Origin of the sequence: Oribacterium parvum ACB1 (assembly GCF_000238055.2) — a bacterium.
GTDB classification, from domain to species: domain Bacteria; phylum Bacillota; class Clostridia; order Lachnospirales; family Lachnospiraceae; genus Oribacterium; species Oribacterium parvum.
Map to the genome: position 1 here is coordinate 2,045,690 of NZ_KE148312.1, position 24,879 is coordinate 2,070,568.

Here is a 24,879-nt window from a genome sequence, read left to right on the forward strand (position 1 = left end):
CTCACCAAGAATAAAAATTCAAAAATTAAAGTCGGCTTTACCAATCTTCGCCAAGAAAAGAATTATCCAAGAGAAAAATAGAATTCCGCATCCGGTAAAGCTCCGCCTACAGACTTCGGATCCGCTGCAAAAAGGACTTCATAATACTTCTCCAAATCCTTCTTCATCTCTTCTCCGTCAATAAAATGCACATTGCAGTTCGGAATAGCCTTCTTTGCAAGCTCTTCCTTTTCTAAAATGCCATATTTTACCATAAGACTTGCAGTAGTATCTATGTCTTGCTCTACCGCTTCAATACTCTCCTTCTCTTCTTTTAAGAAATTCTCAAGTGTAGCTTTATGTTTCTCATAGAAAGACTTTCGTACAATGGTTACTGCAGTCGGAAGATTTGCACCGGCATAAAGCTTGTTCCACTCCTCTGTCAAAGAGAACTTTCTCTCCAGCGCGGAATTCTGTAAAAGAGTAGCCGTTGCAAAAGGTTCCGGAAGAATTGCAATGGCATCCGGATTCTCCTTCAATCTGGCAGCGATTTCCGTCGGTTCCGTGAAAAACTCCAAGTCGGCAGCGACATGGTTTTCCTTCAGAAGAGCATTCATCAAATACTCGGGGCTCGCTCCCTGTCCGGTACTGTAAATGCTTTTCCCGTTTACATCGGAAAAAGATTTTACTTCGGCATTTCCGCTGACTCCGTAAAGCACACCCAAGGTATTGATATTCAATACATAAAGATCCTTCTCCAATTTCTGATATAGAACAGCTGCCATATTTGCAGGAACTGTCGCAATATCCGCCTTTCCGGAAATAAATTCGGGAAGAAGCGCATCCGGGCTTGCCTCCATTTGGAAGCTATATGCTAAGCCCTCTTTTTCCGTCTTATCCATAAGGTTCACAAGGCCAATGCTGGTCGGCCCCTTTAGACTGATTACACGTAAGCTGTCTCCGTCTTGCTCGTCCTGCTTCTCCGCAGCTTCTTCCGCTTTTTCCGTCTCTTCCGCCTTTACTGTTGTCTCAAGCTGTTTTGTTGCAGCTTCTGTAGTTCCCTGCGCTTCCTTCTTTCCGCTACAGGATGCCAGACTGCAAAGTACAGCTAAGGACAGAAATACCAATGCCATTTTTTTCTTCATTTTACTACCCCTTTCAAGAAGAACAGTTTTGCTAGGAAAGCCCTATATCAAACTGCAGATAATGGATGTCCATCAACACCTTAATTTTAAACTATAGAAAGCAAATCCAGCGGTTTTTCAATGCTGTACTTTGCAATACTAATCTCTTCCACTTCACCATAACCATACAATGCCGCAACCGAGTCAATCCCTACATCTTTTGCGGCCAAAATATCATACTTTGTATCCCCTACCATCAAGCAATCTTCCTTCAAAAAATTCCCTTCACGAAGTGCTTTTTCAATAAGACGGGTCTTGTCAGAACTTTGTTCACTCAAATCAGGACCAATTTCCATAAAGAAATAGTCACTAAGCCCAAAATATTGCAGAATCTGACTCGCGAAAAAAATCGGTTTAGAAGTAAGAAGAACCAGCTTCTTACCGTCTCCTGCCATTTTTTCAATACACTCTCTCATGCCGGGATAAATAAAGGCATCAAACATTCCTTTTTCCGGATAGTAATCTCTGAAATACTCTACCGCCTCTTCCGCCTTTTCTTTCGAAAACCCATAAAAGTTCATGAAGGAGTCAATCAGTGCAGGGCCAATAAACTTTCGTAGCTTTTCTTCCGGCTCATGATACATGGAGAAATGATCCAAGACATATTGTATTGATTTCATGATACCGGATCCGGAATCCAAAATCGTCCCGTCTAAATCCAAAAGGATATTCTTATACTTTCCCATAACTCCCTCTTTCTACTTGCTTTACCCAATCTACCCTCTGCATGCTCTAGTCTCTGCATGCTCTAGTCTCTGCATGATCTTCTTGCTGTTCAGTCTACTTATTCTATTTTTAGGATTTATCTTAAGTTTACTATTTTTTTCCCGGTATAGTACAGTTTAGATTTTATCATTATATTGATCTTTTGCCGGTCTTAGTCCTTCGGCTTCATATAGAATCGTCCCATGATGTCCTTGGAATGAATCGTATTGATAAAAGCCTTCGGGTCGATTTCTTTGATTTTCAACTTCACCTTTCTGGCATCCATAGAAGAAATAACGGAATACACCATACTCTTCTCCTTGTGTGCATAGGCCCCCTCCGCCTTTAAGATAGAGGCTCCATGGTGACAAACCTCATGAATGCCTTTGGCAATTTCCTCCGGATAGTCCGTAATAATAAAGAAGGTTAACTTCTGATAGTTTCTGTATAACACAGAAAGAGTCTGCGTCGATACGAACTGGAAAATGATGGAGTACAGCGCCTTATCCCAACCAAAGAGATAACCGGCAACGGAAAGAATCGTTGCGTTGAAATAAAATATGATGTTCCATGTATCTACACCCTTTTTTTCCGAAAGGAAAATTGCAATGAAATCGGTTCCTCCCGATGTGGCATCCACTCTAAGACAGAGTGTAATCGCAATCGCGTTTACAATACCGCCAAAAATGGAAATCAAAAGCGGATCGTAGGTAATGGGATCAAAGTGCAGAGAGTCGGTTATAAAACCGGTCACAAGAATCATAATCAAGGAAAATGCCGTGAATTTCTTTCCCACATAACGAAAACCGATATAAATCGGAATCAGATTGATACATATATTCACAACAGAAAACGGGATAGAAACATTGAAAAAAGTTAATGCGATTCTTTGCAACAAAACAGTAAGTCCATTTGCGCCTCCCGGCAAGAGACCACCGGCAGACACAAAGGACTTAAGGTTCAATGCCATAAGAAAGCCCCCGGCAAGTACTCCCAAAAGGCGTTTCCCATCTTCTTTCCAATCCAGTTTCATTTTATTTGCAGTCCTCCCCCAAAATTTTCTCCATTTTAACATTGGAGTCCGTTTTTGGAAAGAGTAAAGCCTCTTTTATCCAGCGACGAAACTCATTCCTTCTGTTTTCTTACCGGGATTGTCCAATTCCTCGGAATCTGCTGTACAACCGCAATCGATACCGCTATCGTAAAGGCCGTTAAGAAACAGAGCTTTCCAAAATGCATGGAAATCTGTGCACTTCCCATTAAGAGATAATATATGGTTCGATACAGACTGATTCCGGGAAGAAGAGGAATTAAACTGGTCATCAAAAATACGGTGGCAGGACATCTTCTGAGCACTGCGAGGACTCTGGAAGCAAGAACTGCCGCAAACCCACTCACAAACACGGCAATCGCTTCGTTGTTCCAGATTCTTATACAAATCATGTAGGCAAACCAAGTAATGGTTCCCAGTACTCCACAGTCCACAAAGTGCCGTTTTCTTACCCGAAACATCAGAGCAAATGCAATAGTCCCTAAGCCTGCGGCAAGACTTCGAATAATGAGAACAATATAGGATATTTCCGGGATATCATAAATCACACTGGGTGTCATAATGGTTCCCGAAACAAGCTGCTCCACCAAAGCTACTCCTGATGCCATGGAGACACAGGTCAGTAAGGCGCTGGTAAGTAAAGTCTGTCCTGTTGCAAAATTGTTCTGACTGAATTCCCGCACAGAGTTAACGAAGGCAACTCCCGGTACCAAGTCCATCATAGCACCGATGATAATAAAAGAAAGCTTGGAACCTAAGCCGATTGCAACACAGAAATGACTAAGAACTGCCGTTAAGACACTGGCAATAATCGTAATAAGCACTCTGGATTTGATTCTGTATTTCGAGCAAATCATATAGAAACCCACAAGGCTTCCGATAATAGCAGCACAAAGAGAATCTCGGAAGGAGGTTCCGATTGCATAGCTAAAGCACCCCGCTCCAAGAAAGTAGGATAAAATCTTTTCCGCTACATTTTGCTCTCCCATATTCGCAATGTTTTGCAAAGAAGTTTTAAGATAGAGTAAATCCATTCTATTGCTGCAAACCTCACGCGAAAGCTCATTTACCGCTTCAATCTTATCAATATTCAGTTCCTTGTCCGGAACACTCATAATCCGGCTTTCAATTCCTTTACCTGGTACATTTCCGCTCGCAAAGATACCTCGATTCGTTACATAGGCATCCATATCTTTGATATGCATCGCATCGGCAATGCGATGCATCGTTTCCTCCGCCCTGTAAATCTCCGCGCCGCTGCTCAGCAAAAGATTTCCGGCATATAACACTGTCTCAAGTTCATCTATATTTTGCATTTTCTGCATTTCTTTCTGATCCAAATTTTGCATTCCTCTTCTCCAAATATAAAGTAGCTATATTATTTCTCCACCTCCTTAGCCGCTATAAAATACGGTACGGCCACAAACAGAGCGCCGCCAAGAATGTTTCCAAGCGTAACCAACAGTAGATTATAAGCAAAGCCGGCGAGAGAAATTGTCTCATTTCCCGCATTGTTTATAAGAGCAAGTGCGAGGATAGTCATATTGGCAACACTATGCTCAAAACCTGCTGTAAAAAAAATCACGATACACCAGAATACCATAATCAGCTTTCCCGAGTCGGATTTTGACCGGAAGCAGCACCAAACCGCAAGACAAACCAGATAATTACAGAGCAGTCCTCTCATAAAAAGTGCCAAGGGAGGTAAGCTCATCTTCATTGCGGCACTCCCAACAATTGCCGCCAGTGTCGCATCCTTATATAAACCCGTGAAGTTATAAAGATAGGACAGGAGCACAGATCCAAGAAGATTTCCTCCCCAACATACAATCCAAAGCTTTAGGGCATCTTGCACCGTCACCACCCGCTTAAGCACTCCTGTTGCCATAACCACATTGTTTCCGGTAAAGAGCTCCCCTCCGGCAATAATGATTAGACTAAGAGCCGCACTGAAAAATATCCCCATCATAAGCTTCACATAGGGACTTCCCTCTAGCTGCCCTCCAATCGTAAAGGAAAGTAATACACCAAGCCCGATAAATATTCCACCAAACATAGACATTAGAAAATATCCGGCAGGATTCGTTTTGAGCAGATTTAACTTCGTTGCCGCGCAATTGGCAACTGCAGCAATTTCTTCCCTGAACATAAATTCCCTCCATCTAAAAGTGAAGTATTTGTATTTATAACCATGATACACTACCGGACAAATTAATGGAAGTTTAAAGAATCAAAGATTTATTATTAGTCATTCTGCCCATAGGCAAGCTTTTTATCCGTTCCGTTTATTGCAATTGCTGTAATAGCCGCTTCCAGTCCTCTTACTATTTCCGAAAGCTCCAGTGCCGGCATCTCTTTTTTGTTTTTTACCTGCTCCGGAATATAGGGAACATGAATAAAACCGGCTTTTATAACAGGTCTTTTATCAAGATAATACAAAACACCATACATCAAATGATTGCAAACAAAAGTGCCTGCCGAGTTCGATAAGGAAGAAGGTATCCCCTCCTCTCTAATTGCCTCCACCATAGCTTTCACCGGGAGTGTGGAAAAGTAAGCATTTTCCCCATCAGGAAAAACAGGCTCGTCAATCGGCTGATTCCCTTCGTTATCCGGAATCCTTGCATCATTCAGATTAATAGCAACTCTTTCCGGCGTAATCTCCGCTCTTCCGCCCGCCTGCCCGATAGAAAGAACAAAGTCGGGCTTTTCCCGTTCTATTGCTTCTCTCACAGTATCTATAGACTTTCCAAAGACTGTGGGTACTTCGAGCTTGACAATCAAAAGATTCCCTATCTTATCCTTTACAAGCTTCACCGCCTCTAAGGCAGGATTTATTTTCTCCCCGTCAAAGGGAGTAAATGCCGTTAAGAGTAGTTTCATCTTATTTCCTCCAAAAACTCAGCTATACCGTCATGATTATGATCCGCAGTATACCTTGTAAAACGTTTCTTCAGCTCTTCCGCTGCATTTCCCATTACAACCGGACAGCCAACTCTTTCCAGCATGGACAAGTTTTGCCCTCACTCATTTTACCCTTACTCCTTCTCCGGTTTCGCCTTATTCCGCTTTTAGCAGCGCACTTACCAATGCCGGAATCGCCGCAAAATCCTCTTCCTTAGCCACCCATTCCGCCCGAATATTTTCGGGAATCACATGAAAGCCTGCAGCCTTTAAGGACTCCTGCAAAACCTTCACGGACTCTCCGCTCCAGCCATAACAGCCGAAGGCCGCTGCCTTTTTCTTCTTAAACTTCAGCTGCTTTAAAAACTCAAGCCAGCCTGCCACCGGAGACAAAATAGAATTTGCCACCGTAGGAGAACCTACCGCAAGGGCTTTTGACTTAAAGATCTCCGTCATTACTTCATTTTTATCCGACTTGGAAATATTAAAGACCTTCACCACCGTATCCGGACTTTGCCGATGAATCTCCTCCGCAATACTGTAGGCAATCTTTGTCGTGCCCTCCCACATGGTATCAAAGGCAATCGTTACCTGATCTTCCTGATAATCCTGAGCCCACTGACCATATTTCTCCACAATCTGCATAGGGTTCTCTCTCCAGATAGCACCGTGGGAAGGAGCAATCATCTCTATCGGAAGATTCAAAGCCGTAATTTCCTCCAGTTTTTTCCGTAAAATAGGAGCAAAGGGCGCAATGATATTGGCATAGTACTTCATAGCTTCCTTCATAAGTACGCATTGATTTGCTTTATCGTTAAAAAGCTCCTCCACCGCATAATGCTGTCCGAAGGCATCCATAGAGAAGAGGATATTGTCTCCGGTTAAAAATGTTGCCATGGAATCCGGCCAGTGGAGCATCCGCATTTCCAGGAAAATAAGCTTTTTTCCGTTTCCGATGTCCAGAGAGTCCCCCGTCTTTACCACATGGAAATTCCAGCCCCTCTTGCCATACTGCCCCTCAATGCTTTTCACCGCATTTTCCGTACAATAAATGGGCACATCCGGAATTTCTTCCAAAATGGTTGTAAGAGAGCCGGAGTGGTCACACTCCCCATGATTTGCCACAATAAAATCAATCTTTTTTAAATCAATTTCCTTTTTCAGATTCTCCACAAAGTCAAAACGGTGGGGTGTCCAAACCGTATCCATCAAAACCGTCTTCTCTTCCTCGATGAGATAGGCATTTTGGCTGGAACCGTTGATGATAGAATAATCATCCCCATGAAAATGCTGTAATTCCCAATCGATATAGCCTATCCAACTTACATTTCCTTTTACCGCTTTTCTCATCTTACCCTCCTAAAGAATTCTCTTATCTTTTTTACTGAATGGGATAACAACCGGCATGGGAGTCGAACCCAAGCTTTTGAGTAAATATTATATCACACAAAGAAGATGGGCGTTGAGCCCATATGCACAGCAGAACATTTTTTCTATGCATAGCAGAACATTTTTTCTATGCACAGCAGAACATTTTTTATCGCTAAAGCAGAAACTTTAATAGAGCACCCTGCTCCTTCGATATTAGCTTTTCCAAACAAAGAAACTAGAAGGCGGAAGCGTAAAAGAATCATTAAGGATGAGTTTTTCCCCACTTAGTAAATTCGTAACTTCGCAATTTTCCATGCCATGAAGCCGCGCCTGATACGCCTGCTCATCGGCGTTAACGCTCACCCAAATCTTCTCTCCCTCATACTCTCTTTGGAAAATAAGCTGGCGGTTGGTCAGGACTATACTTTTGTAGTCTCCATAAACCAAAGCTTTTTGTTCTTTATGGAGCTTCGCAAGAGAGGAAATTAAATCGGTGAGTTCGTTCCATTCCGGCTCCGAAAGCACAGGACGAAGGGCATCATCACTCTCATTTTCCTTAACTCCCGAAATCCCCCACTCACCGCCATAGTAGATGCAGGGAATCCCCGGCATGGTAAAGAGCATAGCATATAAGAGGGGCAAATGTCGTTTGTCCTTTAAGATGCTTGCCACCCTCGTCACATCATGGTTCTCCGCAAAGGTAAGCAAGTGCATTCCCTTGTAAATAGGATTATCCTTTCCAAATTGCCGATTCAGTGCATAGTTAATCTCAAAAAGGTTCAAGTCGTTAAAGCTGGAATACAGCCCTTTGTAGCACTCATAATTCGTGCAGCTATGAAGCATAGCGTCATTGACAATCCTTTTATAGTCCCCAAAAAGAATTTCCCCCAAGAGGAAAAAGTCCGGCTTAATGGAATCACAAAATGCACGAAGCTCCCGCATGAAGTTTTCATTTAAACAATACGCTACATCGAGCCGCAAGCCGTCAATCTGAAACTCTTCCATCCAAGCCCTTACGCAGGAAAAAAGATACTCTTTCACCTTTGGATTCTCGAGATTCAGCTTTACAAGCTCAAAGTGCCCTTCCCAACCCTCGTAGGAGAAGCCGTCATTGTAGCAGGAATTTCCATCAAAATGAATGTAAAACCAGTCCTTGTATTCCGAGTCCCAACGTTTTTCAATCACATCCTGAAAAGCAAAGAAGCCTCGTCCCACATGGTTAAAGACGCCGTCCAGAACAATGCGGATCCCATTTTCCTTGAGAATCTTACAAACTTCAAAAAAATCCGCATTACTCCCCAAACGACAATCAATCTTTCGATAATCTCTTGTATCATAGCCATGCCGGTCCGACTCAAAGACGGGCGAAAAATAAACGGCATCCACATGGAGGCGTTTAAGATGGGGAATCCACTCTGTAACTTTTCGTATTCTGGGAGTAAGAACTCCATCGTTTTCCTTCGGGGCTCCACAAAAGCCCAAGGGATAGAATTGATAAAAAATGCTGCTATCGGACCACATAAACATTTCCTTCTAAAATATTATTAAAATTTGTAGAAAAAGTAGAAATCAGTATAATCATACAAGTACAAAAAAACACTATAAAAGCAATGAAAATCATAGCAGTAGATACGTAAAAGCCCCATTCCTTCTATTACGTCATTTATCGCGCCATCTATTATGACATTTTACAAGTCCTGCTTTATGACGTAATGGCCAAACCAATTCGAACCAACGTGTTCAATCTTTCCATCACTCATAAGACGCTTTAATGCTCTTTGAACCGTCCTTGGAAAGGAACCTAGTATCTCAGCAAGTCCAGCAGCTGATTGATTGCCATCTTCCTTCAGCAAATCAAATAGCTTCTCATCCAATATTTTTTCTTTGTTCATTACACCATTATGTGAAAGGTTTATTTTTCGTTGCATTTTCATATATGTATTGAAGTTCTTCAAACTGATCAGTAGTGAAAATTGTTTTTGTAATATATTCCGTTTTTTCTCTAAAACTATTCTTTTTGATCGAAAAATGAAAATAAATAAATCTCTCCCCTTTCAGAAAAGTATCCTTTACCATATAATAACACTCTTCCATCTCTTCATCCTTGCTCTTATCAGTGTAATGATTCAATGTAATATACCTAGGATTATTCTTTAAGATAATATCTTCCGGTTTAATCCTATAATTATCATCTCTATACCTAATAAAAAATAGTTTTAGGATAATGATGTATATCATATATAATGAGGCTATACCCCATAAGATATCTATAGTTGTGTTCGGGGCTTTAGGAACGTCAAAAGTATTGTTTAAAAGATTTTTAGAAAAACAATACACAATCCAAAAATCTGTAAGAATAAACAATAAAAATCTATATAATCTATTTTGGGCTGTAATATAATTGGATGTATATACAAACCCATCAGAACTATAACTTTTCTCCTCCCATCCAATTATATGAAAAAAACCATAATAACCGACGCACAGAATTAACATGCCAAGAACGATAATTCCTATAGCCACAAATACTATATTAACGTAAAGTATGCTTCCAATTGTCAAAATGCTTCTTAAAACAATTTTAATGATACTATCAAGATATACAGGTATGCTGGCACTTATATTAAAATCATTAAAAATATTAGCGTTATAGAGATATAAAATATTGATAATATAAAATATAGGAACTAGAATATTACAAAAAACAGAATTATAATAATTCCATACTTTTCCCTTCGTCTCTCTCTCTTCTATTCCAACAATAGAAAACAAAACGTCCGTAACGCTCATGTCTCCTCCAATAATATATTTATTTCCATTCAGTATCTATAATACATTGAATTCCTAACTCCTCTCCTGCTTTTTGAAGAGTTTCAATGGGAATACTCCCCTTTTCAAAGTATAGTTGATTCCCAGTTTCCGACAACTGGGTAACAAGAATAGAGAGCTCCGGGGATTCTTTCGTCTTTATCTGTTCTTTACGATCTAAATTATTTAAGGAATCTCTATCCCTTAGTACCGGCGCAAAAAAGGCTTCCAAACCCTCATGCTTTGCATAGCGTAAAGTTCCCTGCCATTCATTAGGCTGATTGGTCAGGTCCTCTCCCACTCCGGGAAGTTCAGAACGCTTCACTTCGCAGGGTAAAGGGCCATTTCCGTGACGAGTGATATAAGGGCGAGTCACATAGATAGCTTCCTCTAAAGATAATCCTCGTTTTTCTAAAAAGATGGTCGGATTATGGATTCCGGTTTTTGAAGAAGTCAAATGGGGAGCATAGGCTTCATAGTCCTGATCCAAAAGCAAGCCCTGTCCTGTCTCAAAAATCAAATTCTTAAACTCCTCCAGCCATTTTCTATCCGCATCTACTAAAGTCAGTAGCTTCACATTATCTTTCACTTCTACCACAAAGTTTTCCAGTACCGTCTCATTATGCAGCATCTCATAGTAGGGATTCGAGGAATATATTCCCAAGACTTTTGCTCTTCTTTCCGTATATTCTCTTCGAATCTGCTTTAAACGGTCTAAAAAATCTTGCTTAGTCCATGTAACAAGCTCTTCCAAGGTAATTCTGTATCCGGCGGCATTTCGCTGCACACATTCCTCTATGCCCATACCGCAGGAACCATGGCGATTCTTGTCTCTGGCAACTTCTGCCCCCATATTTAAAAGTACATCATCTATGGTGGTTCCTTGTGCATTTTTTTCAGAATAAAGAATGGGCTGAAAGCCGAAGAGCTCCGTAAACGCTTTCACTTCATTGCGCAGCTGAAACAAATCCGGCATAAAGCTATCAGCAAATAAAGTAGGCACATGGTACTCCGCTCCGGCGCCAATCTGATGATGGATAAAACGCCATTTTCCTTCCGGATCTTCTACCGTGTGCCCAGCCTGTCCGCCGCCATTATGTTTAATAATCAGCGCATTCTTAAGGGATGAAGCAAGACGACTGCAAGCAAAGCCCTTTCCCTCATCCCCGAAATTCTTGCCGATAACCGCAATTGTTCTCATAGAAAAATATCTTCATCTCTTTGCAAGGAAAGCTGTGCTAATGCCGCGCTAATCACAGGACGATTGATTTCATCCCACCTCCCAAGAACTTCCTCTAAAGCAGCACCCTTTTGTAACTGAATGGCACTGATAATGATTTCCGGAAGACAGGAAATATCCTGTCGTGCCAGTACGATACAATGCCCCGGAAGCAGCTTCTCATTTTCCTGGCTGTCTCCGCCAATCATGATATGGAAAACATGGAAGGATTGCTTTACTTCATTCAGCAAATCCTCTTTGGTGACAGTCCTTTCGATTTCATCTCCTATAACCCGGGAAATCGTTTCTCCCACCGAATCACCGCGAATCTCTGCCATATCTCCGATGGTAAAGAGAAAGCCCTTTTGCTGTCTTTTCTTCACCGCATCAATATTGGTATGGCGGGATAAGAATTCCCAAAGACAGGTAGGTACCACCTGACCACTGCCATGATTTTCAAAGTAAATGTCTAAGAGTTGCTCGGCGATACGAATATCCGACTCAAACTGGGTGACCTGTAGAGGGGATGCATCCTGAAAATCTCCGTAAGCCGCACACATTAGGGCCGGATCCGCCACTGAGCCGGTGGAATAAAGCTTGGTAATCAGCTCATTTAAGGCGCCCGCTGCCAACTCCACCGCAAGATAACCCATGGAGCCGGTCACATCCAAGCCCACAACGATAGGGGTTGTATTGGGATGCTCCTCGGAGTCGAAACATTCTCTGGTTCCGATGAATTTCGGATTCATCTTGGGATTACATTCTCTTCTTGTAAATACTTCTTCTACTCTCTGCCCATTGGACAGCTTTCTACTGCTTTTCAATTTCTGCCAATCTGATGCTGAATAACTACCGTATCCCATATTTTCCTCCTATTTCATCTTCACAAAATGATGACCGCCAAAGCCCTCTTCAATCACCTTATCCCATGTGGCAAAGTCCTGAAAAGCATCCCCTTTCGGCTCTGCCAATAAGAAATCCTCCAAAAGAGCCGGACTATGAATATTTTCAGCCACGGATTTTGCGGTCTTTCGTAAATCCAATAAATCCTGATTGCTATGCTTCCTTTCCACATTTCTCCAATCCCCGAAGAGCATCCCCTCATGGGTCAGGGAATTCACAAAAAGTGTGGACGCCGTAATATCCCCGTGCTGAAGCTCCGAATACTCTAGGGCGCAACATATATTTTCCATCCGAGAAATCACCCAGGCCAAATGCTCCGAAGCAAAGGGGGCAAAGACCTCCGCAGGATAAAAATAGGGCTTTCTTGTGAAAATAAGACAAAGCTTCCCGGCATCTAAAGCAATCTTCGACTTTAACATCGGAAAGCACCTTGATAACTTTACATCCGCTTCCGGAAAGCTAAGACGTGCTAAGCCCAGCATAAAAGCATTTGCCCCATCCTCTCGGTCAAAGATATAGACTACTGACTCCCGACACAAGTAGCAGACCATCTCCGGATAATGATAACGATCCATATAGGAAAGAGTTAGATTTTTACCATTTACCATTAGGTATGTGGCTGTGCCCAGCTCTTCCCATAAAGTATCACCACTATAGTCATTTTCCTTCTCGCTGGCCTTCGCCTTGTAATAGGCCAAAAGCTTCTTTCGAAACTCATGATTCCCTTTGAATTCCGCATCGGACAGGAAGGCTCTTGCCCCACAGTAAGGACACTGAAATCCGCCGGCACTGCCAAGTTCCAGCTGTGCGCCACATTGCTTACAACGATAGCTAATCATAGACCTCCTTTGACGATCCATAACTGTTAAGAAATTTCAAAAAAAAGCAAAGTTTAATCACAGAGGAAGTATAGCACAGATTATTTTCAAGTGCATAGAAATGTATTACATTATAGCCTCTTGCCGGAGTCATATTAAACTCACGCCAAGAGGCTATATGTTTCACGATATAAAGAATGAAAGAAAGAATATTATTATATCACCAGCAATCTATACGGATTTCCGGCTATTTCCTCTTTTAAAATATCCAGGATAGATTCCCTGGATTCCAGATAAAGGTCTGTTTCTTCATCCATCAAGGCTGCATACACAGTGGTTTTCATCAAAAATTCAACTGCCTCATCTCTTGAATATCCCTTATCTTTCATTATATATTCCACAAGAAATACAGCTATATTTCGCATAGCTTTTTTCTGATCCGCACTCGTAATCATTATTCAATCACCTGCCTTTTCACTTTATCAAAGCTTAGCGTCTTTACTGCTTCCTGCGTTCTAAAAAAATACTGCTTGGGAAGATTTTCCGGTTTTAATTCAGCAATAAGCTTTTCACATACTTCATCAGAATATTCCAATTCTTCCAGCTCATCATAGTACTCATTAATTATTGTAGTAGTTTCAGCATCAGCCGTTGGACCTATCACAATGTCCATATCATGTGCACATCCATCACATCTACGATTCTTAAGTATAAACCTAAGCCACTCTTTATCCGCTTTCTCAAACACCTTAAGCTTTAAACCTCTTGTGTCTTCATTGAAAAGAAGATTGTATCTATATGCTTGTATAGGCTGGAACTTTATGTTTTTCTTGTTTTTGAGAAAACTTTGACGTTTTTCTGCAATATATTTATTTCTAATTGCAAGTCTTTCTGCATGTGATGGAACCGCAGTAGCATAAAATCCTTTACCAAAATCTTTGTAGCCTTTTCCTGCTGAAGGATCTATGCTATCAAACAAGTATATTGAACCATGATATAAAGGCTTCAATTGACTCTCCCCCCCTGCATCTCAATATAGTCTTGCAAATCATTAATAATTCCTTGGTTGCCGGTAGAATTATAAGCTTCATAGCAAACATCAATGTAACTCAATACATCATATTTCTTTAACAAATCTGATAGCTCGGAATAGGTTTTCTTCCATGCCTTTGCCAAAATCGGTATTAAGACTAATTGCATATTAAGTACTTCTTTGTCTCTTATACTCACAACAGAAAACCTCCTTTACTATCATAGTTAGCTACGTACACAGTTAATATGATTATAATACCTCATTCGATGCACTGCTTCAACCTTTGCAAAACAGCCGCAAATTCAATCGTAAAATTTTACGGTTGAATTTGCGGCTGAAAAAAAATCAACATAATTGCTTTTCGATTGAGCCAATTCTAAGATTGACTCTGTTTTGTAATGTTTTGTAAGAAGCTCTTTTCCTTTTTCGATTTATAATACAGAGGAAATAGAAAAAAAAGAAAGAAATATAAAGAAGTACAAGAGGAAGAGGGAGGAAAAATGAAAAAGAATCTTTTAAAGCATACACTGTTTATCGCAGCCTTATCCGCTCTATCCATTACCGCCTGCAGCAGCAAAACGGCAAAGGAAAGTAGCGCAGTAAATCCCACGGAAACCGCAAAAGAAAGCAGTTCCGAGGAGCTAAGTTACGCGAAGAAAGAAAGCAGTAATACTGATTCCGAAGAAGCGGAAAAAGAAAGCAGTGCTCCGAATCCTACAGAATCCGGAGCAACAACAGAAAGCGAAAAGGAAAAAGCTGAAAACAATTCCGATTCTCTTGTAGGGGCTTATAACACGAATCTTGTAAGCTTTTCTATAAAGGATAACCCGGATGCCATGAATGCATTTGAAGCGGCTTTTCCAAATGGCTATAACTATACCCATTATGAGCCCATAGCCCTGCTGGGCACCCAGGTGGTTTCCGGCACAAACTACCTATACCTATGTAAGAGTACTTGGACGGATTATCAGGAAAATGTCTCCTTTGTACTTTTACAGATTTATCAGGACCTTTCCGGAAAGTCCGAGGTAATGGGAAGTGCCATTCTCTTTCCCACAGAAGAATCCAGAGAAGAGGGAGAAGATTACATTGACAATACCGGCTCCTATCTCCCGGAAAATATTCCAGCAATCCAAAATGCCATTGAAGAGGCCGTAAAGGATAACGAAAATGTATCCTATATTCCCCTAGCCTATATCGGGAAGCACACACAAGAAGGCAAGCCCGAAGAAGACGTGATTTTCACCGCCAAGAAGTCAAAAGGAAAAGATGCCAAAACAAGCTATGAGCTCCTTTACATCGGAAGCGGGAAAGGCGGAAAGGCAAAGCTGGTAAAGACGGAGGATGTGCAATTTCCTGATTTTTAAAGTGGAAAAGCTTTTTACAGTTCCTCCGGATGGCTCTTAAAATACTGACGGAAATGTTCTTTAACCTCTGTCATATCCGTTACCGCTTCCAGGGTTCCCACATAGTTCTGCTCCTTGTCCCGAACAGCCATATAGCGCACCAAGAATGGCTTTCCGCCTTTCTCCATCCAAATAGGAACTTCATCTTCCTTTCCATCCCGGAAGTTTTCGATAATCATACGCACCATAGGTTCCACTTTGGGAGGATGACAGGAAAATACTTCCCGGTCAATGGCCATTTGCGGGCGCTTAAAGACCTTTGGTCCTTCATTAAAGAAACGATTGATATTGTCCTTATCCACGAAGGTAATCTCCACCGGAAGGGTATTTAACATGGCGATCAGCTCATTTTTCTTTAAATGTCCACCGGGCATGATGATTTCTCCATCGCTTGCAGAAGGGGACTCTCCTCTATTTCCGGATTTTCCTTCCAGCGATTCTACCCTGCGAAGCAAGTCCTCCAGTATTTTTCCGGCTCCCTGAGGAAGTTCAGCAGCATGAAAATCTTCGGAATGTTCCTTGGAAGCTTCTTTCCCGGATTTTTCTCTTTCTGAATTTCCTGCACTTTCGGCTGCTCTCCACTTTTCCGGAGTATTGCCGGTTTCTTCCGCTTCCTTCCAACTTGCATTTTCAACGGAAAAACAAGCATCATAGTCTTTGGAATCGAAGTAAATCTGTATCCACTCCTCTTTTTGAAATTGCAGGGCGCACATGGGGAAGAGAATATTTTCCTCCTTATAAATCATCTCCTCCATACGGTTTCGTACAGCAAGATAATTCTTTAAGAAAAAGCTGTTTAGGATACTTTCCGCAATCTCTGCCTTACTCCTAATGTACTCTTCTTCCTCATCATCCCAGTCTTCTCCGGTGTTCTTGAGCGCTCTCACGCCCTTACTCTTCTCGCTAAGCTCTCTATTCAGTTCTCCCAGAGTATCCCGAATCTCATCATCCACTGTCCACATGACTTGAGAAGGCCCGGAAATGTCGTATTTCACTTTCAAAAGCGGATAGAGAAGGTCTCCCTTCTTCGCATAGTGCACGATAAAGGAACGGAGTTTTGCAAGCTCCTCTGAAAAAGTAGCCAGCAAAGCTTCCCAATCCGGCCCCCCTTGCGCACCTTGTACTCCTTCTGCTCCTTCTATTTTTTCTGCTTTTTCTGTTTTTTCTGCTTTATCTTTTCCGCCGGCTTTTCCGGAAAGGCTCTCTACTAAGCTTTCCCATCTTGCCTTCGTGCTTTCTAAATACTGCCCGAGAGCCTCATTTTCCTTCGTGAATGTGGAAAGAGGATGTCCGGGAATCTGAATCAAGCTTTCCTCCTCTACACTTTTATTGATGTAGTTTTTCTCCTCTTTCCCTGCATGATTCTTTAAAGAAGCTTGAACAGCTCTTTCTGCATTGGCAATCTTTTCTTCCCGGGTATCTCCATGGAAAAGAGCCGAATGCACATCACAAAGCTTCTGTACTTTGGAAAGAGGCATTCCGGACTCCATGAGTCCTTGCTCCGCCCTCATGATTTCTGCAGGATCCACGTCCTTAAAATCCCGTACAAAATCTGCACGAACAGACTCCAGATCCTCACCCTCAGACAGACGATCCAAAAGCGAACGCAGGGCTTCTGCACGATCTTCCGGTTCTTTAGTTGCCTCATATGCATCAGCTATCTTAATCTCCTCAGATGCCTTAGCTATCTTGGCTTCATTAGTTGAATCAGATGATTCAGCAGGAAATGGCTTCCCGCCCTCCCTTATCTCAAATCCCTTTTCCCGGAATGCACGAACAATCTCCTCCATAGGAATCTTCTTCATCTGAGAACCCTTCTTCAGGTTCATAATCCGACCTACAGAAGCCAGCATGGCAGGATTTTTAATTTCCGTGAATCCTAAATTAGCCATGATGTCGGCAACTTCCGGATACTCCTTTACAAGGGATGCAACACTTTTATCCAAATCCAAAATCTTATCCATTTTCTTCTCCTTCTAATTTCACCGATTTCTTCTGACAATCATGAGACGGGTTTACTTTTTTACTTGCCGGAGAGAGTCAGATCATTTTTTACGATATTAGTCTGCTGAGTATACTATGTTTCTTGTTAGTATAATCTAATTATCAGTAAAGAAGAAAATAATTTCGTTGCATAGGCAACAAATGAAGTGATATATTGTATCTTCAACCGAAGCTGCCCTCATTGGTAAACAATAGATAATAGATAATAATAAAAGTAAAGACAGAAATTTCTTGCAACATTCAAACTGTCTATTCCAAGAAAATTTCTGTCTTTCACATGATCCGAAAACTATTTCACTACCGATACCTGCTCCGGAGTAAATTCAATCTTAAGAATCATTCCCATTCCTTTTGCCAAGCGCTGAAGAGTTCTAATAGATGGATTGGCACTACCACGTTCTAGTTTGCTAATATCTCCTTGTGCAATACCGGTTATCTCTGCAAGCTCTTTTTGTGTCATTCCAGATTTCTTTCTGGCATCAATCATAGCCTGAATAACTGTATGTTCAGGCTGAAGAGCTTCATATTCTTTTCGAATTTCAGGATCCTGAAGTTGTTCCTGAAGAAAATCATCAAACTTTCTACTCATTGTACGATTCCTTTCTATCCATATAATCTGCCCGATATTTTTTTGCTTTTTCAATTTCATTTCGAGGAGTCTTTTGTGTCTTTTTAATGAAACCATTTGTAAGAATGATATGTTGATCCACATAAAAGAAATACATAATCCTTGAAATATTATTTCCCAATTTTATTCGCAATTCAAAGATACCATTCTCTAGAGCTTTTGAATAAGGTTCACGTAATTGGTATCCGTTGTCTTGTAAAAGTTGTATCATATCAAGGGTTTTAGCAATAAATTTTTTCTCCTGTGAAAGAATAAATTTTCTCGCCGGTTGAATCCCATTTTTTGTCTCATAAAATTCTACTTCAAACTTCATTCCAAACTCCTAATAAAATAATATAGTTTTTATCCCATATTGTCAAGTGCATAAATTTTCTTAAGCTGTAGGTAATCAATAGTATCTAAATTACTACTAAAACTAATCATACTAGTCACATGCAAACCTAACTTCTAATAAAATCTCAGTCTCACATAATAACATTTATATATAAAATCAAACTTCATAATGTCTATAAATATTGCGAGGACGTATATTTAACCAATCTAAAAACTTATCCGTAATACTTTGCTCCTCAATCCGAACTCCCAAAGCAGACAGAAGTTCTTGCATATTATGTTGTTTTTTTTGTGATATCTTGTCAAATGGGTAATTCAGCCATAACTCTCTGTCTGAAATATCTTTAATTACAATTTGAAATAATACTGTCTCGCCATACAAGGTTTGATAATGACCGGTGCTCATTGCATCTTTCTCAGACAAAAACTCTACAGAAACAGGATTTGGAACAAAATATAATGATTTAAATAATACTTCTTTTGAAGGCTCCGGCATACCGCCATAAACACTCTTAAACCGCGCCCCTTGAGTAAGAACTAAACATCCATTGTATCTATACAAATTTTCTTCAATTCCCCATAGGTTCTGCTCTGAAAGGAAATCCAATTTATGCTCCTCATAAATGGACGGATCACCAACATGATTCCATGTTCTGTCTTCATTTCTGAAAAAATATAGCATCCTATTATCAGAAATAATTGAATTGATTGAGCCACTTTGTTTTACAAGAACTCCGAGTTCAGAAAGAACAGTTTCCGTTCCATGGCATCCTGTACCTGCATATCCACAAGTTAAGCCCTCAAACCAATATTCTTCCCCATCTTCCATAACAATGACAAATCTTGGTCCCTCAATCCTTGTTAGGGTATTAGGCATTTCAATCTCAACAATATTATAGAAATTTTTTGAAATTGCATCTCTTTGATAAAAGAAAACATAAACTTCTTCTACTTTTTCTTTATCTATATTTAAAGCATGGAATGCTTCCAGTGCTTGAGATGTATAGTATCCATAAACTTCATGCAATACTCTTGATTTTTCCCTATTAAGCTTTCTTAGTAATTCATAGACTTCAGGTCTCCAAAACAGATTACTATTTGATAACGCTTTAAACACTTCAATATTATTACTTTTAATTAAATTGTTTAGCTGTTGCCGTGATCTTCCTAAAATTTTACATGTCTCTTCTGTTGATAAAACATTAGCTTTGGCAAATGCCTTTTCACCACTATAATAATCCCTCATTATGTCATCCTCCTAATGAGTTATTCATACCACAATTTTACATATCTGTAAAGTTTATTATGTATTTGTATTCTATTTTTATGTATTTGTATTCTATTTTACTTATATGAACCAAGTTATAAGAAATCATGGAATTAGCAAAAAGTCTTTGCCTCCATGTAAAACTCAAGAGCTTTTTCACCAGAAATTCTCATTGGGGATGATGATAAGTCTAGCTTAATTCAGGACTCAGTGCGTTCTGAATTGGGAACACAGCATAATAGCTTCGCATATTTCTTATCCAAAGCTTATTTCCAATAACTCATGTGCTACATCTTTACTTTTTACACGCATTAAATTGTCATCCGCTTTCGCTAGTGATAGAAAATTCATATTTCCATACCATACTATCTCTTCATCTATGATCGCAAAATGTTCATGCATATGCTCCTGAAGCTTAATTCTGACACCACAATTTTTAAGTATCTCTACAAGTCTCTTTGTATCTTCAATCTTTTCTTCAGGATATCCTTCCGGGTTAAGGGTTATTACCGTAAGCTTAACTCCATCTTCCTGTCTCTGTTTTATAAGCTTTACGAAAGCATCAACCTTGGCGTGATTTAATCCGGGACTGGAAATAATAATTTCCTTATTTGCCTCCAGCAAATCTTTTTCATATACTTTTTCATAGGTATCTATATCAAAAATAGTATTGGCATTCTGTTTTTCGACATTAATATTATTGCAAATTTCATATCCAATTTTCTTGTAAGTCCTTAGGCGCTTATGATACATCTTCTCCAGCACACGTATATGAGAATCCACATAATCGTATATAATTACTTCTTTCTTTGTTTCGTAGTCTCGATGTAAACGCCCGGCAAACTGCTCAATATTTCCTTCTGCAGCTGCGGGCATGGTAAGCATCATTGTGTCAAGACGAGGAAAATTAAAGCCTTCGCCAATATATTTATCGATAGCAACAAGAACGATAGACTCCCCATCCGGTACTGCTCTCATTTGAATTCTCATCTCATCCTTAGCTTTTCTACTGCCCCCTCCTTGCAAAAGATAAACATGATCTGCCTTCCCCTGTAGTCTCTGATATAAAAGTTCCGCATGCTCCTTATACTTCGTCAAAACAAGCGGTGTTCTACCGTTTTGAATACAGTTCTCTACATCGGCAATAATCTGTTCATTTCTGGATTCGCATTCAATAACCGCTCTGTTCGCTTCGTTAACCTTAAGATTAGAAGCACTTACGAGCCTAGTAAATCTCGGGTAAACAAAATGGTCGATGCCCTGTTTTTCCGCTCTTTCCTTTGCCGTATAGCGAAATCTTATGGGACCGAACTGCATAAAAACTTTCTTTTCCAGCCCGTCTTCCCGTTTCGGAGTTGCCGTTAAGCCATAAACATATTTCGCTTTTGCTGAACCGACAATATCTTCGACAGTCTGAGCCGCTCCATGATGACATTCATCCATGATCACCATTCCGTACTGGGCAAGCATGGGATTAATATCTTCCCCCTTTCCCAAGGAGGAAAATATTGCAACATCGATAATACCGGTCATCGAATTATGACCGGCATGTAGCTTTCCAATAATGTTCTTTCTCTTTTTTACTCTCCCTGTTTTTGTCTTATATTCCGGTAACTCAGCATTTATATCCAGAAAAATATTTAAATCCTCAATCCAATTCTTCTGGATTTCCGTATTATGAACGAGTATCAGGGTATTGGTTTTTCTTTCTGCAATCATATACGCGCCAACAACGGTTTTACCAAAAGAAGTGGTTGCTGCAAGAACACCATTATCATATTCTAAAATAGCCTTGGCCGCTCTCATCTGTTCATCATATAAAGTGCCGTTAAAAGTAACATCCAATGCATTTCCAACAGTCCTATGATCTGTTAGTGTAAATGGAATGCCCGCTTCTTGGAATCTATCCACTATCGATTCCAGTAAGGCTCGCGGAATACAGATATAGCCTGCCTCATCATAACCGCAGAATATGATTCTCGGAATTCCTTTTGTTGATAATCCCATAGCAGATTTCTTATAAAAATCAGGATTACTAAATGCCGCCATACGTCGTAAAGCATTTTGCATTCTCGGTCTCATGCTTTTTGTGCTAATGTATACTTTATCAGCAATAACGATTTCCACCGTAGCGGAAACATCTTCTTTACGAAAAGCTATTTTCCCTTTTTTCCAAGGCTTAGTCTCCTTTTCATCCGCTATACTATCAGTGTCTACTGTATCCGTATTGAAATCATTATTGAGTACACCTAGGATTCCGGACAAAGACCATTCTTGTATCTTTTTTTCGACTGTTTCAGTAGAAATTTTCTTGATTTCCCTTAAGCAATCCCATTGATTGGGATAAGCATTCCAATTCTCATCCACAAAGGCACTATTTCCGTGCTTAAGAGCCTGTCCCTGCAACGGTAAGGCAACCAGATTTCCAAGTCCCGGCTTTCCTGTTTTTGTGTTAATAGGCAAATGATCCTGCGCCGGAAGCATTTTATCATAGTACTTAAAGCTTCGCATATTTACAGATTCAGCACCTTGGGTTAAGAGTGCCGTGCCAAATCGACGCGCAGTACTTGCCAGAATGGGCTTCTCAAAAAACATCCATATATGGGCGCCTTTTCCGGAGCGGGATCGTTCAACCAGAATGGGAACTTCATTATTTTCACAAATCTTTCTGAAAGCATTAACTTCCGCTACCCATTCCGAATCAATATTCGCACCATCATCCCCACCGTTTAACTCATCATGGCAATCAAAGTCGAATACCAAAAAATTAATCATTTCATCCGGAAACATCGGGTATAGTCCTATAACATCAGAAGCATCTTCTTTTACTCCAAGTAAGTGCTCATATAATACTTGCCCGGTTAGCTCCTTATATCTTTGGTTCCGACATTCTCCACAATGGAACTGTGGATTATCCTTCTTGGGGCAAATTCCATCCTTCCAAAAATTCCAGCATTGCGTATAATAACCATGTTTTCCGGTCTTCTTATTTGCTTTTCCGGATCTCTTACTATACACATCATTTCTACCCTTAAACAAATGATAGAAATATTGAACATGCTGCTTTGTAATCTTAACAGGCAGAATACGAGCTCCTTGATCCTCCTCAAAAGCCGGATTCCTATCCGAAGAGAAGTCTTCTGACTCTTTGACTTCTAATTCATAAGAAACTCCGGCGTCAGCGAGAAGTCTGTGTAGATATTCGATTTCTTCTTCCAGTTGTCTGATTCTTGATAAATACTCTTCCTCATTCATAAATCTGCCTTTGTTTGGAATTTTATTGCATTCAATAGGATTCACAAAATACTCTGTATTACAGTGATGTCTCAGTTTAAAAAGTGTGAAAGGTGTAAAAAGTTTGAAAAGTTTAAACACTTTTTAAACTTTACTCAATTATTGCGGATAATTAAAGAACTGCAAGTAATTTGTCACCTCTCAATATCTTATACCAAAATATCTCCGACAATTTTCTGCTATTTCTCCGACATCTCCGACACTCGCATTTTTTTGTAAATATCTATATCAATCAATACAGACTTTCAATTAAATAACTCTTTTTTCATATTGCCTTACTCCCTTAATTCCTTAATCATATAGTCAAATTCCTCATTCAGCAAATTAAGGCTGTCATTGTCCATATAAGCGTCATAGAGCCTGTCCAAAGCACTTTCATCGTTAATGCCTTTTTCTATGCTTATAATCGCCTTAACAAAATCTCTATGGTTATCATTTACCATATCTTCAATTCTATCTCTCATTACCTTGTAATCCATCTTTTTAGCACCTTTCAATAAATAAGTACAATTACTGTAAATTCATTCTAGGATATGGCTCTGAACATCGGAATGATATTTGATTCCACATGGCTCTGCCACACGGATTTGGTGGCTCTGAATATCGGATTCATTGGCTCTCAAACGCCGGAATAATCAATAAGGCCGTCAATACCACGTCTAAGGTCTGTGTATCCGGTACAGAGATAAATGTGTTTGAATCCGGAAGCATCGTTAAGCATTTTTCAAGACCTTTATAACGTTTGCCAGCAAATCCATCGGCGTGTTTTCGTCAATCCCTAAAACTATTTCGTTTAAGGAAGCTGTTAACTTTGGAGATGGATAGCAGGAGGAAACCGCCACCTGTTGCCGTACTTCCACAAATCCACTCTGCGTAAGGGCGGCTTCCTTTACTTTTCTAAGCTAGTAGAAGTAGGCATTTCTGGAGAGTCCATGCCGGGCACAATAGTCATCTACTTTTAGACCGCTCTCCTTGCAATCTTTAATAATGTCAGCCCATTGCGCTGTTCGCATCCTACTTGTAGCAAGTTTTGTGTTCATCTTGAATTCCTCCCTGAGATAGGGTGCAAAGTGGAAAAAGTTTGTAAAGTGGAAAAAGTGCCTTCAACTTTTATCGCTTTTCACGATTATCTCAATTTTTATGGAGAGAAAAAAGATGACAGGTTATTTACCATTTACGAATAAAATCTGGTTTTAAATCAAATTAGTCTAGTTGAATTTTCTATGCAATATTTCTTTATTTTTTAGAAAGTGTTCCACATCTATAGATATTCCATCTGTCAATTTATTCCAGCAAGATAACAAATATTCTTGATTATCAATTATTCTTTTTTGAACAATTTTTAACACCTTTTTAGGTGCTTTTCCTGATAATACTGTGCCATTTAATATTGATATGCTTGCCTCTTTATATCCATCATATTCTATGTGTATATGGGGAATATTGTGCTTTCCCTGTTCCTTAGAATACATTCGATATGAAATTCCATCTTCTTTTGGCAATACAGAACCTGCTTGATGACAATATATTAGGTAAATCAACAAATTATCTTTATCAATATCTAGCCTATCTATTAATGACATAAAGTTCATGGATAAATCTTCGATTCCATATAAAGTCTTATCTTGCATGAAAAACAATGGTAAAGGACCATACTCAAATGCTGAGTCATAATAGTAATCCATTTTCTTAAATAACTCTCGTACTAAATAATCTATTGTATCTTTCTCTCCATACTCAAAAACAAACTCTCCATGGGAATATTTTTCAAAGTTTAACTCAGCTTCTTCATCGCTGGTACGTCTTGCTACACTAAACTCTGGTACAGCTATTCCTGGAGAATTAGATGTATATATTTCTTTTCCATTATCAAATGCAATTCTATAGCATACTTTAATCTTTTTATTCATTCCTTTCCTCCTAAGACAATTCTATATAGATAAGTTCAGCTCAATTCAAGACGCACTACGTC

Annotated in this window: 25 protein-coding genes and 1 pseudogene; 1 reads left to right on the forward strand and 25 read right to left on the reverse strand. The window is 39.9% G+C overall.

Features of this window, described 5'->3' with window-relative positions:
• Nucleotides 1-62: 62 nt before the first annotated feature.
• From HMPREF9625_RS09095 to HMPREF9625_RS09170, 17 genes are all read right to left on the reverse strand, one after another.
• Complete coding sequence (locus HMPREF9625_RS09095) at nt 63-1,124, reverse strand: ABC transporter substrate-binding protein (protein WP_009534399.1); 1,062 nt, start codon at nt 1,122-1,124, stop codon at nt 63-65.
• 86 nt (nt 1,125-1,210) lie between these two features.
• On the reverse strand, nt 1,211-1,849 hold the full coding sequence (locus tag HMPREF9625_RS09100; protein WP_009534400.1) for an HAD hydrolase-like protein: 639 nt from the start codon (nt 1,847-1,849) through the stop codon (nt 1,211-1,213).
• A 191-nt stretch (nt 1,850-2,040) separates the two neighbouring features.
• Entirely contained in the window at nt 2,041-2,901 is an 861-nt protein-coding gene (locus HMPREF9625_RS09105; protein ID WP_009534401.1) for a YitT family protein, read from the reverse strand.
• 92 nt (nt 2,902-2,993) lie between these two features.
• Nucleotides 2,994-4,268: a threonine/serine exporter family protein gene (locus tag HMPREF9625_RS09110; RefSeq protein ID WP_009534402.1), complete on the reverse strand. Its 1,275-nt coding sequence runs from the start codon at nt 4,266-4,268 to the stop codon at nt 2,994-2,996.
• 29 nt (nt 4,269-4,297) lie between these two features.
• Complete coding sequence (locus HMPREF9625_RS09115) at nt 4,298-5,068, reverse strand: formate/nitrite transporter family protein (RefSeq protein ID WP_009534403.1); 771 nt, start codon at nt 5,066-5,068, stop codon at nt 4,298-4,300.
• Nucleotides 5,069-5,163: 95 nt separating this feature from the next.
• The gene (gene pcp / locus HMPREF9625_RS09120) at nt 5,164-5,802 is read right to left on the reverse strand and encodes a pyroglutamyl-peptidase I (protein ID WP_009534404.1); all 639 of its coding nucleotides are present in this window, start codon (nt 5,800-5,802) and stop codon (nt 5,164-5,166) included.
• Nucleotides 5,799-5,927 (reverse strand): HAD hydrolase family protein, encoded by a 129-nt coding sequence (locus HMPREF9625_RS11180; protein WP_081485000.1) that lies wholly within the window; start codon nt 5,925-5,927, stop codon nt 5,799-5,801. The genes pcp and HMPREF9625_RS11180 overlap by 4 nt, the downstream gene beginning before the upstream one ends.
• 52 nt (nt 5,928-5,979) lie before the next feature.
• The gene (locus tag HMPREF9625_RS09125; RefSeq protein ID WP_009534405.1) at nt 5,980-7,173 is read right to left on the reverse strand and encodes an oxygen-binding di-iron domain-containing protein; all 1,194 of its coding nucleotides are present in this window, start codon (nt 7,171-7,173) and stop codon (nt 5,980-5,982) included.
• A 234-nt stretch (nt 7,174-7,407) separates the two neighbouring features.
• Nucleotides 7,408-8,715: an alpha-amylase family glycosyl hydrolase gene (locus HMPREF9625_RS09130; RefSeq protein WP_009534406.1), complete on the reverse strand. Its 1,308-nt coding sequence runs from the start codon at nt 8,713-8,715 to the stop codon at nt 7,408-7,410.
• A gap of 167 nt (nt 8,716-8,882) precedes the next feature.
• Nucleotides 8,883-9,086: a winged helix-turn-helix domain-containing protein gene (locus HMPREF9625_RS09135; protein WP_242822675.1), complete on the reverse strand. Its 204-nt coding sequence runs from the start codon at nt 9,084-9,086 to the stop codon at nt 8,883-8,885.
• Nucleotides 9,087-9,093: 7 nt separating this feature from the next.
• Complete coding sequence (locus HMPREF9625_RS09140; RefSeq protein ID WP_009534407.1) at nt 9,094-9,984, reverse strand: hypothetical protein; 891 nt, start codon at nt 9,982-9,984, stop codon at nt 9,094-9,096.
• A 19-nt stretch (nt 9,985-10,003) separates the two neighbouring features.
• Nucleotides 10,004-11,203: an adenylosuccinate synthetase gene (locus HMPREF9625_RS09145; RefSeq protein ID WP_009534408.1), complete on the reverse strand. Its 1,200-nt coding sequence runs from the start codon at nt 11,201-11,203 to the stop codon at nt 10,004-10,006.
• Entirely contained in the window at nt 11,200-12,084 is an 885-nt protein-coding gene (locus HMPREF9625_RS09150) for a hypothetical protein (RefSeq protein WP_009534409.1), read from the reverse strand. Before HMPREF9625_RS09150 ends, HMPREF9625_RS09145 begins: the two co-directional genes overlap by 4 nt.
• Before the next feature lie 9 nt (nt 12,085-12,093).
• Nucleotides 12,094-12,963, reverse strand: coding sequence for a TFIIB-type zinc ribbon-containing protein (locus tag HMPREF9625_RS09155; protein ID WP_009534410.1), 870 nt, complete (start codon nt 12,961-12,963; stop codon nt 12,094-12,096).
• A 194-nt stretch (nt 12,964-13,157) separates the two neighbouring features.
• A complete protein-coding gene (locus HMPREF9625_RS09160; protein ID WP_242822674.1) occupies nt 13,158-13,331 on the reverse strand; it encodes a hypothetical protein in 174 nt (57 codons plus the stop codon).
• 65 nt (nt 13,332-13,396) lie between these two features.
• Nucleotides 13,397-13,951, reverse strand: coding sequence for a DUF3990 domain-containing protein (locus tag HMPREF9625_RS09165; protein ID WP_009534412.1), 555 nt, complete (start codon nt 13,949-13,951; stop codon nt 13,397-13,399).
• On the reverse strand, nt 13,948-14,142 hold the full coding sequence (locus tag HMPREF9625_RS09170) for a DUF3791 domain-containing protein (RefSeq protein WP_242822673.1): 195 nt from the start codon (nt 14,140-14,142) through the stop codon (nt 13,948-13,950). Before HMPREF9625_RS09170 ends, HMPREF9625_RS09165 begins: the two co-directional genes overlap by 4 nt.
• A 333-nt stretch (nt 14,143-14,475) precedes the next feature.
• Between HMPREF9625_RS09170 and HMPREF9625_RS09175 the strand changes: the two genes are divergently transcribed.
• Nucleotides 14,476-15,342, forward strand: coding sequence for a hypothetical protein (locus HMPREF9625_RS09175; protein WP_009534414.1), 867 nt, complete (start codon nt 14,476-14,478; stop codon nt 15,340-15,342).
• Nucleotides 15,343-15,356: 14 nt separating this feature from the next.
• On the opposite strand, the gene HMPREF9625_RS09180 is transcribed toward HMPREF9625_RS09175, so the two are convergent.
• From HMPREF9625_RS09180 to HMPREF9625_RS09210, 8 genes and pseudogenes are all read right to left on the reverse strand, one after another.
• Nucleotides 15,357-17,345, reverse strand: a complete 1,989-nt coding sequence (locus HMPREF9625_RS09180) for a DUF438 domain-containing protein (RefSeq protein WP_009534415.1) — start codon at nt 17,343-17,345, stop codon at nt 15,357-15,359.
• Between the two features lie 329 nt (nt 17,346-17,674).
• Nucleotides 17,675-17,974, reverse strand: a complete 300-nt coding sequence (locus HMPREF9625_RS09185) for a helix-turn-helix domain-containing protein (RefSeq protein ID WP_009534416.1) — start codon at nt 17,972-17,974, stop codon at nt 17,675-17,677.
• A complete protein-coding gene (locus HMPREF9625_RS09190) occupies nt 17,967-18,326 on the reverse strand; it encodes a type II toxin-antitoxin system RelE/ParE family toxin (protein WP_009534417.1) in 360 nt (119 codons plus the stop codon). Before HMPREF9625_RS09190 ends, HMPREF9625_RS09185 begins: the two co-directional genes overlap by 8 nt.
• 177 nt (nt 18,327-18,503) lie before the next feature.
• On the reverse strand, nt 18,504-19,592 hold the full coding sequence (locus HMPREF9625_RS09195; protein WP_009534418.1) for a hypothetical protein: 1,089 nt from the start codon (nt 19,590-19,592) through the stop codon (nt 18,504-18,506).
• 276 nt (nt 19,593-19,868) lie between these two features.
• Nucleotides 19,869-22,868: a TOTE conflict system archaeo-eukaryotic primase domain-containing protein gene (locus HMPREF9625_RS09200; protein ID WP_009534419.1), complete on the reverse strand. Its 3,000-nt coding sequence runs from the start codon at nt 22,866-22,868 to the stop codon at nt 19,869-19,871.
• A 317-nt stretch (nt 22,869-23,185) separates the two neighbouring features.
• Nucleotides 23,186-23,386 (reverse strand): annotated as a pseudogene (locus tag HMPREF9625_RS09205) (DNA-binding protein); the annotation flags it as partial.
• A gap of 234 nt (nt 23,387-23,620) precedes the next feature.
• A complete protein-coding gene (locus HMPREF9625_RS11340; RefSeq protein ID WP_154650198.1) occupies nt 23,621-23,767 on the reverse strand; it encodes a hypothetical protein in 147 nt (48 codons plus the stop codon).
• A 348-nt stretch (nt 23,768-24,115) separates the two neighbouring features.
• The gene (locus HMPREF9625_RS09210) at nt 24,116-24,817 is read right to left on the reverse strand and encodes a DUF4160 domain-containing protein (protein WP_009534421.1); all 702 of its coding nucleotides are present in this window, start codon (nt 24,815-24,817) and stop codon (nt 24,116-24,118) included.
• Nucleotides 24,818-24,879 lie beyond the last annotated feature (62 nt).

Excerpts from the sequence above, each read along its gene's own strand:
- HMPREF9625_RS09185 (WP_009534416.1), bottom strand. The coding sequence starts at position 17,974 with ATGAGTAGAAAGTTTGATGATTTTCTTCAGGAACAACTTCAGGATCCT.
- HMPREF9625_RS09160 (WP_242822674.1), bottom strand. The coding sequence starts at position 13,331 with ATGAAAGATAAGGGATATTCAAGAGATGAGGCAGTTGAATTTTTGATG.
- HMPREF9625_RS09155 (WP_009534410.1), bottom strand. The coding sequence starts at position 12,963 with ATGATTAGCTATCGTTGTAAGCAATGTGGCGCACAGCTGGAACTTGGC.
- HMPREF9625_RS09200 (WP_009534419.1), bottom strand. The coding sequence starts at position 22,868 with ATGAATGAGGAAGAGTATTTATCAAGAATCAGACAACTGGAAGAAGAA.
- HMPREF9625_RS09130 (WP_009534406.1), bottom strand. The coding sequence starts at position 8,715 with ATGTGGTCCGATAGCAGCATTTTTTATCAATTCTATCCCTTGGGCTTT.
- HMPREF9625_RS09125 (WP_009534405.1), bottom strand. The coding sequence starts at position 7,173 with ATGAGAAAAGCGGTAAAAGGAAATGTAAGTTGGATAGGCTATATCGAT.
- HMPREF9625_RS09135 (WP_242822675.1), bottom strand. The coding sequence starts at position 9,086 with ATGAACAAAGAAAAAATATTGGATGAGAAGCTATTTGATTTGCTGAAG.
- HMPREF9625_RS09110 (WP_009534402.1), bottom strand. The coding sequence starts at position 4,268 with ATGCAAAATTTGGATCAGAAAGAAATGCAGAAAATGCAAAATATAGAT.
- HMPREF9625_RS09190 (WP_009534417.1), bottom strand. The coding sequence starts at position 18,326 with ATGAAGTTTGAAGTAGAATTTTATGAGACAAAAAATGGGATTCAACCG.
- HMPREF9625_RS09175 (WP_009534414.1), top strand. The coding sequence starts at position 14,476 with ATGAAAAAGAATCTTTTAAAGCATACACTGTTTATCGCAGCCTTATCC.
- HMPREF9625_RS09140 (WP_009534407.1), bottom strand. The coding sequence starts at position 9,984 with ATGAGCGTTACGGACGTTTTGTTTTCTATTGTTGGAATAGAAGAGAGA.
- HMPREF9625_RS09180 (WP_009534415.1), bottom strand. The coding sequence starts at position 17,345 with ATGGATAAGATTTTGGATTTGGATAAAAGTGTTGCATCCCTTGTAAAG.
- HMPREF9625_RS09150 (WP_009534409.1), bottom strand. The coding sequence starts at position 12,084 with ATGGGATACGGTAGTTATTCAGCATCAGATTGGCAGAAATTGAAAAGC.
- pcp (WP_009534404.1), bottom strand. The coding sequence starts at position 5,802 with ATGAAACTACTCTTAACGGCATTTACTCCCTTTGACGGGGAGAAAATA.
- HMPREF9625_RS11180 (WP_081485000.1), bottom strand. The coding sequence starts at position 5,927 with ATGCTGGAAAGAGTTGGCTGTCCGGTTGTAATGGGAAATGCAGCGGAA.
- HMPREF9625_RS09210 (WP_009534421.1), bottom strand. The coding sequence starts at position 24,817 with ATGAATAAAAAGATTAAAGTATGCTATAGAATTGCATTTGATAATGGA.
- HMPREF9625_RS09170 (WP_242822673.1), bottom strand. The coding sequence starts at position 14,142 with ATGCAATTAGTCTTAATACCGATTTTGGCAAAGGCATGGAAGAAAACC.
- HMPREF9625_RS09145 (WP_009534408.1), bottom strand. The coding sequence starts at position 11,203 with ATGAGAACAATTGCGGTTATCGGCAAGAATTTCGGGGATGAGGGAAAG.
- HMPREF9625_RS09105 (WP_009534401.1), bottom strand. The coding sequence starts at position 2,901 with ATGAAACTGGATTGGAAAGAAGATGGGAAACGCCTTTTGGGAGTACTT.
- HMPREF9625_RS09095 (WP_009534399.1), bottom strand. The coding sequence starts at position 1,124 with ATGAAGAAAAAAATGGCATTGGTATTTCTGTCCTTAGCTGTACTTTGC.
- HMPREF9625_RS09115 (WP_009534403.1), bottom strand. The coding sequence starts at position 5,068 with ATGTTCAGGGAAGAAATTGCTGCAGTTGCCAATTGCGCGGCAACGAAG.
- HMPREF9625_RS09100 (WP_009534400.1), bottom strand. The coding sequence starts at position 1,849 with ATGGGAAAGTATAAGAATATCCTTTTGGATTTAGACGGGACGATTTTG.
- HMPREF9625_RS09195 (WP_009534418.1), bottom strand. The coding sequence starts at position 19,592 with ATGAGGGATTATTATAGTGGTGAAAAGGCATTTGCCAAAGCTAATGTT.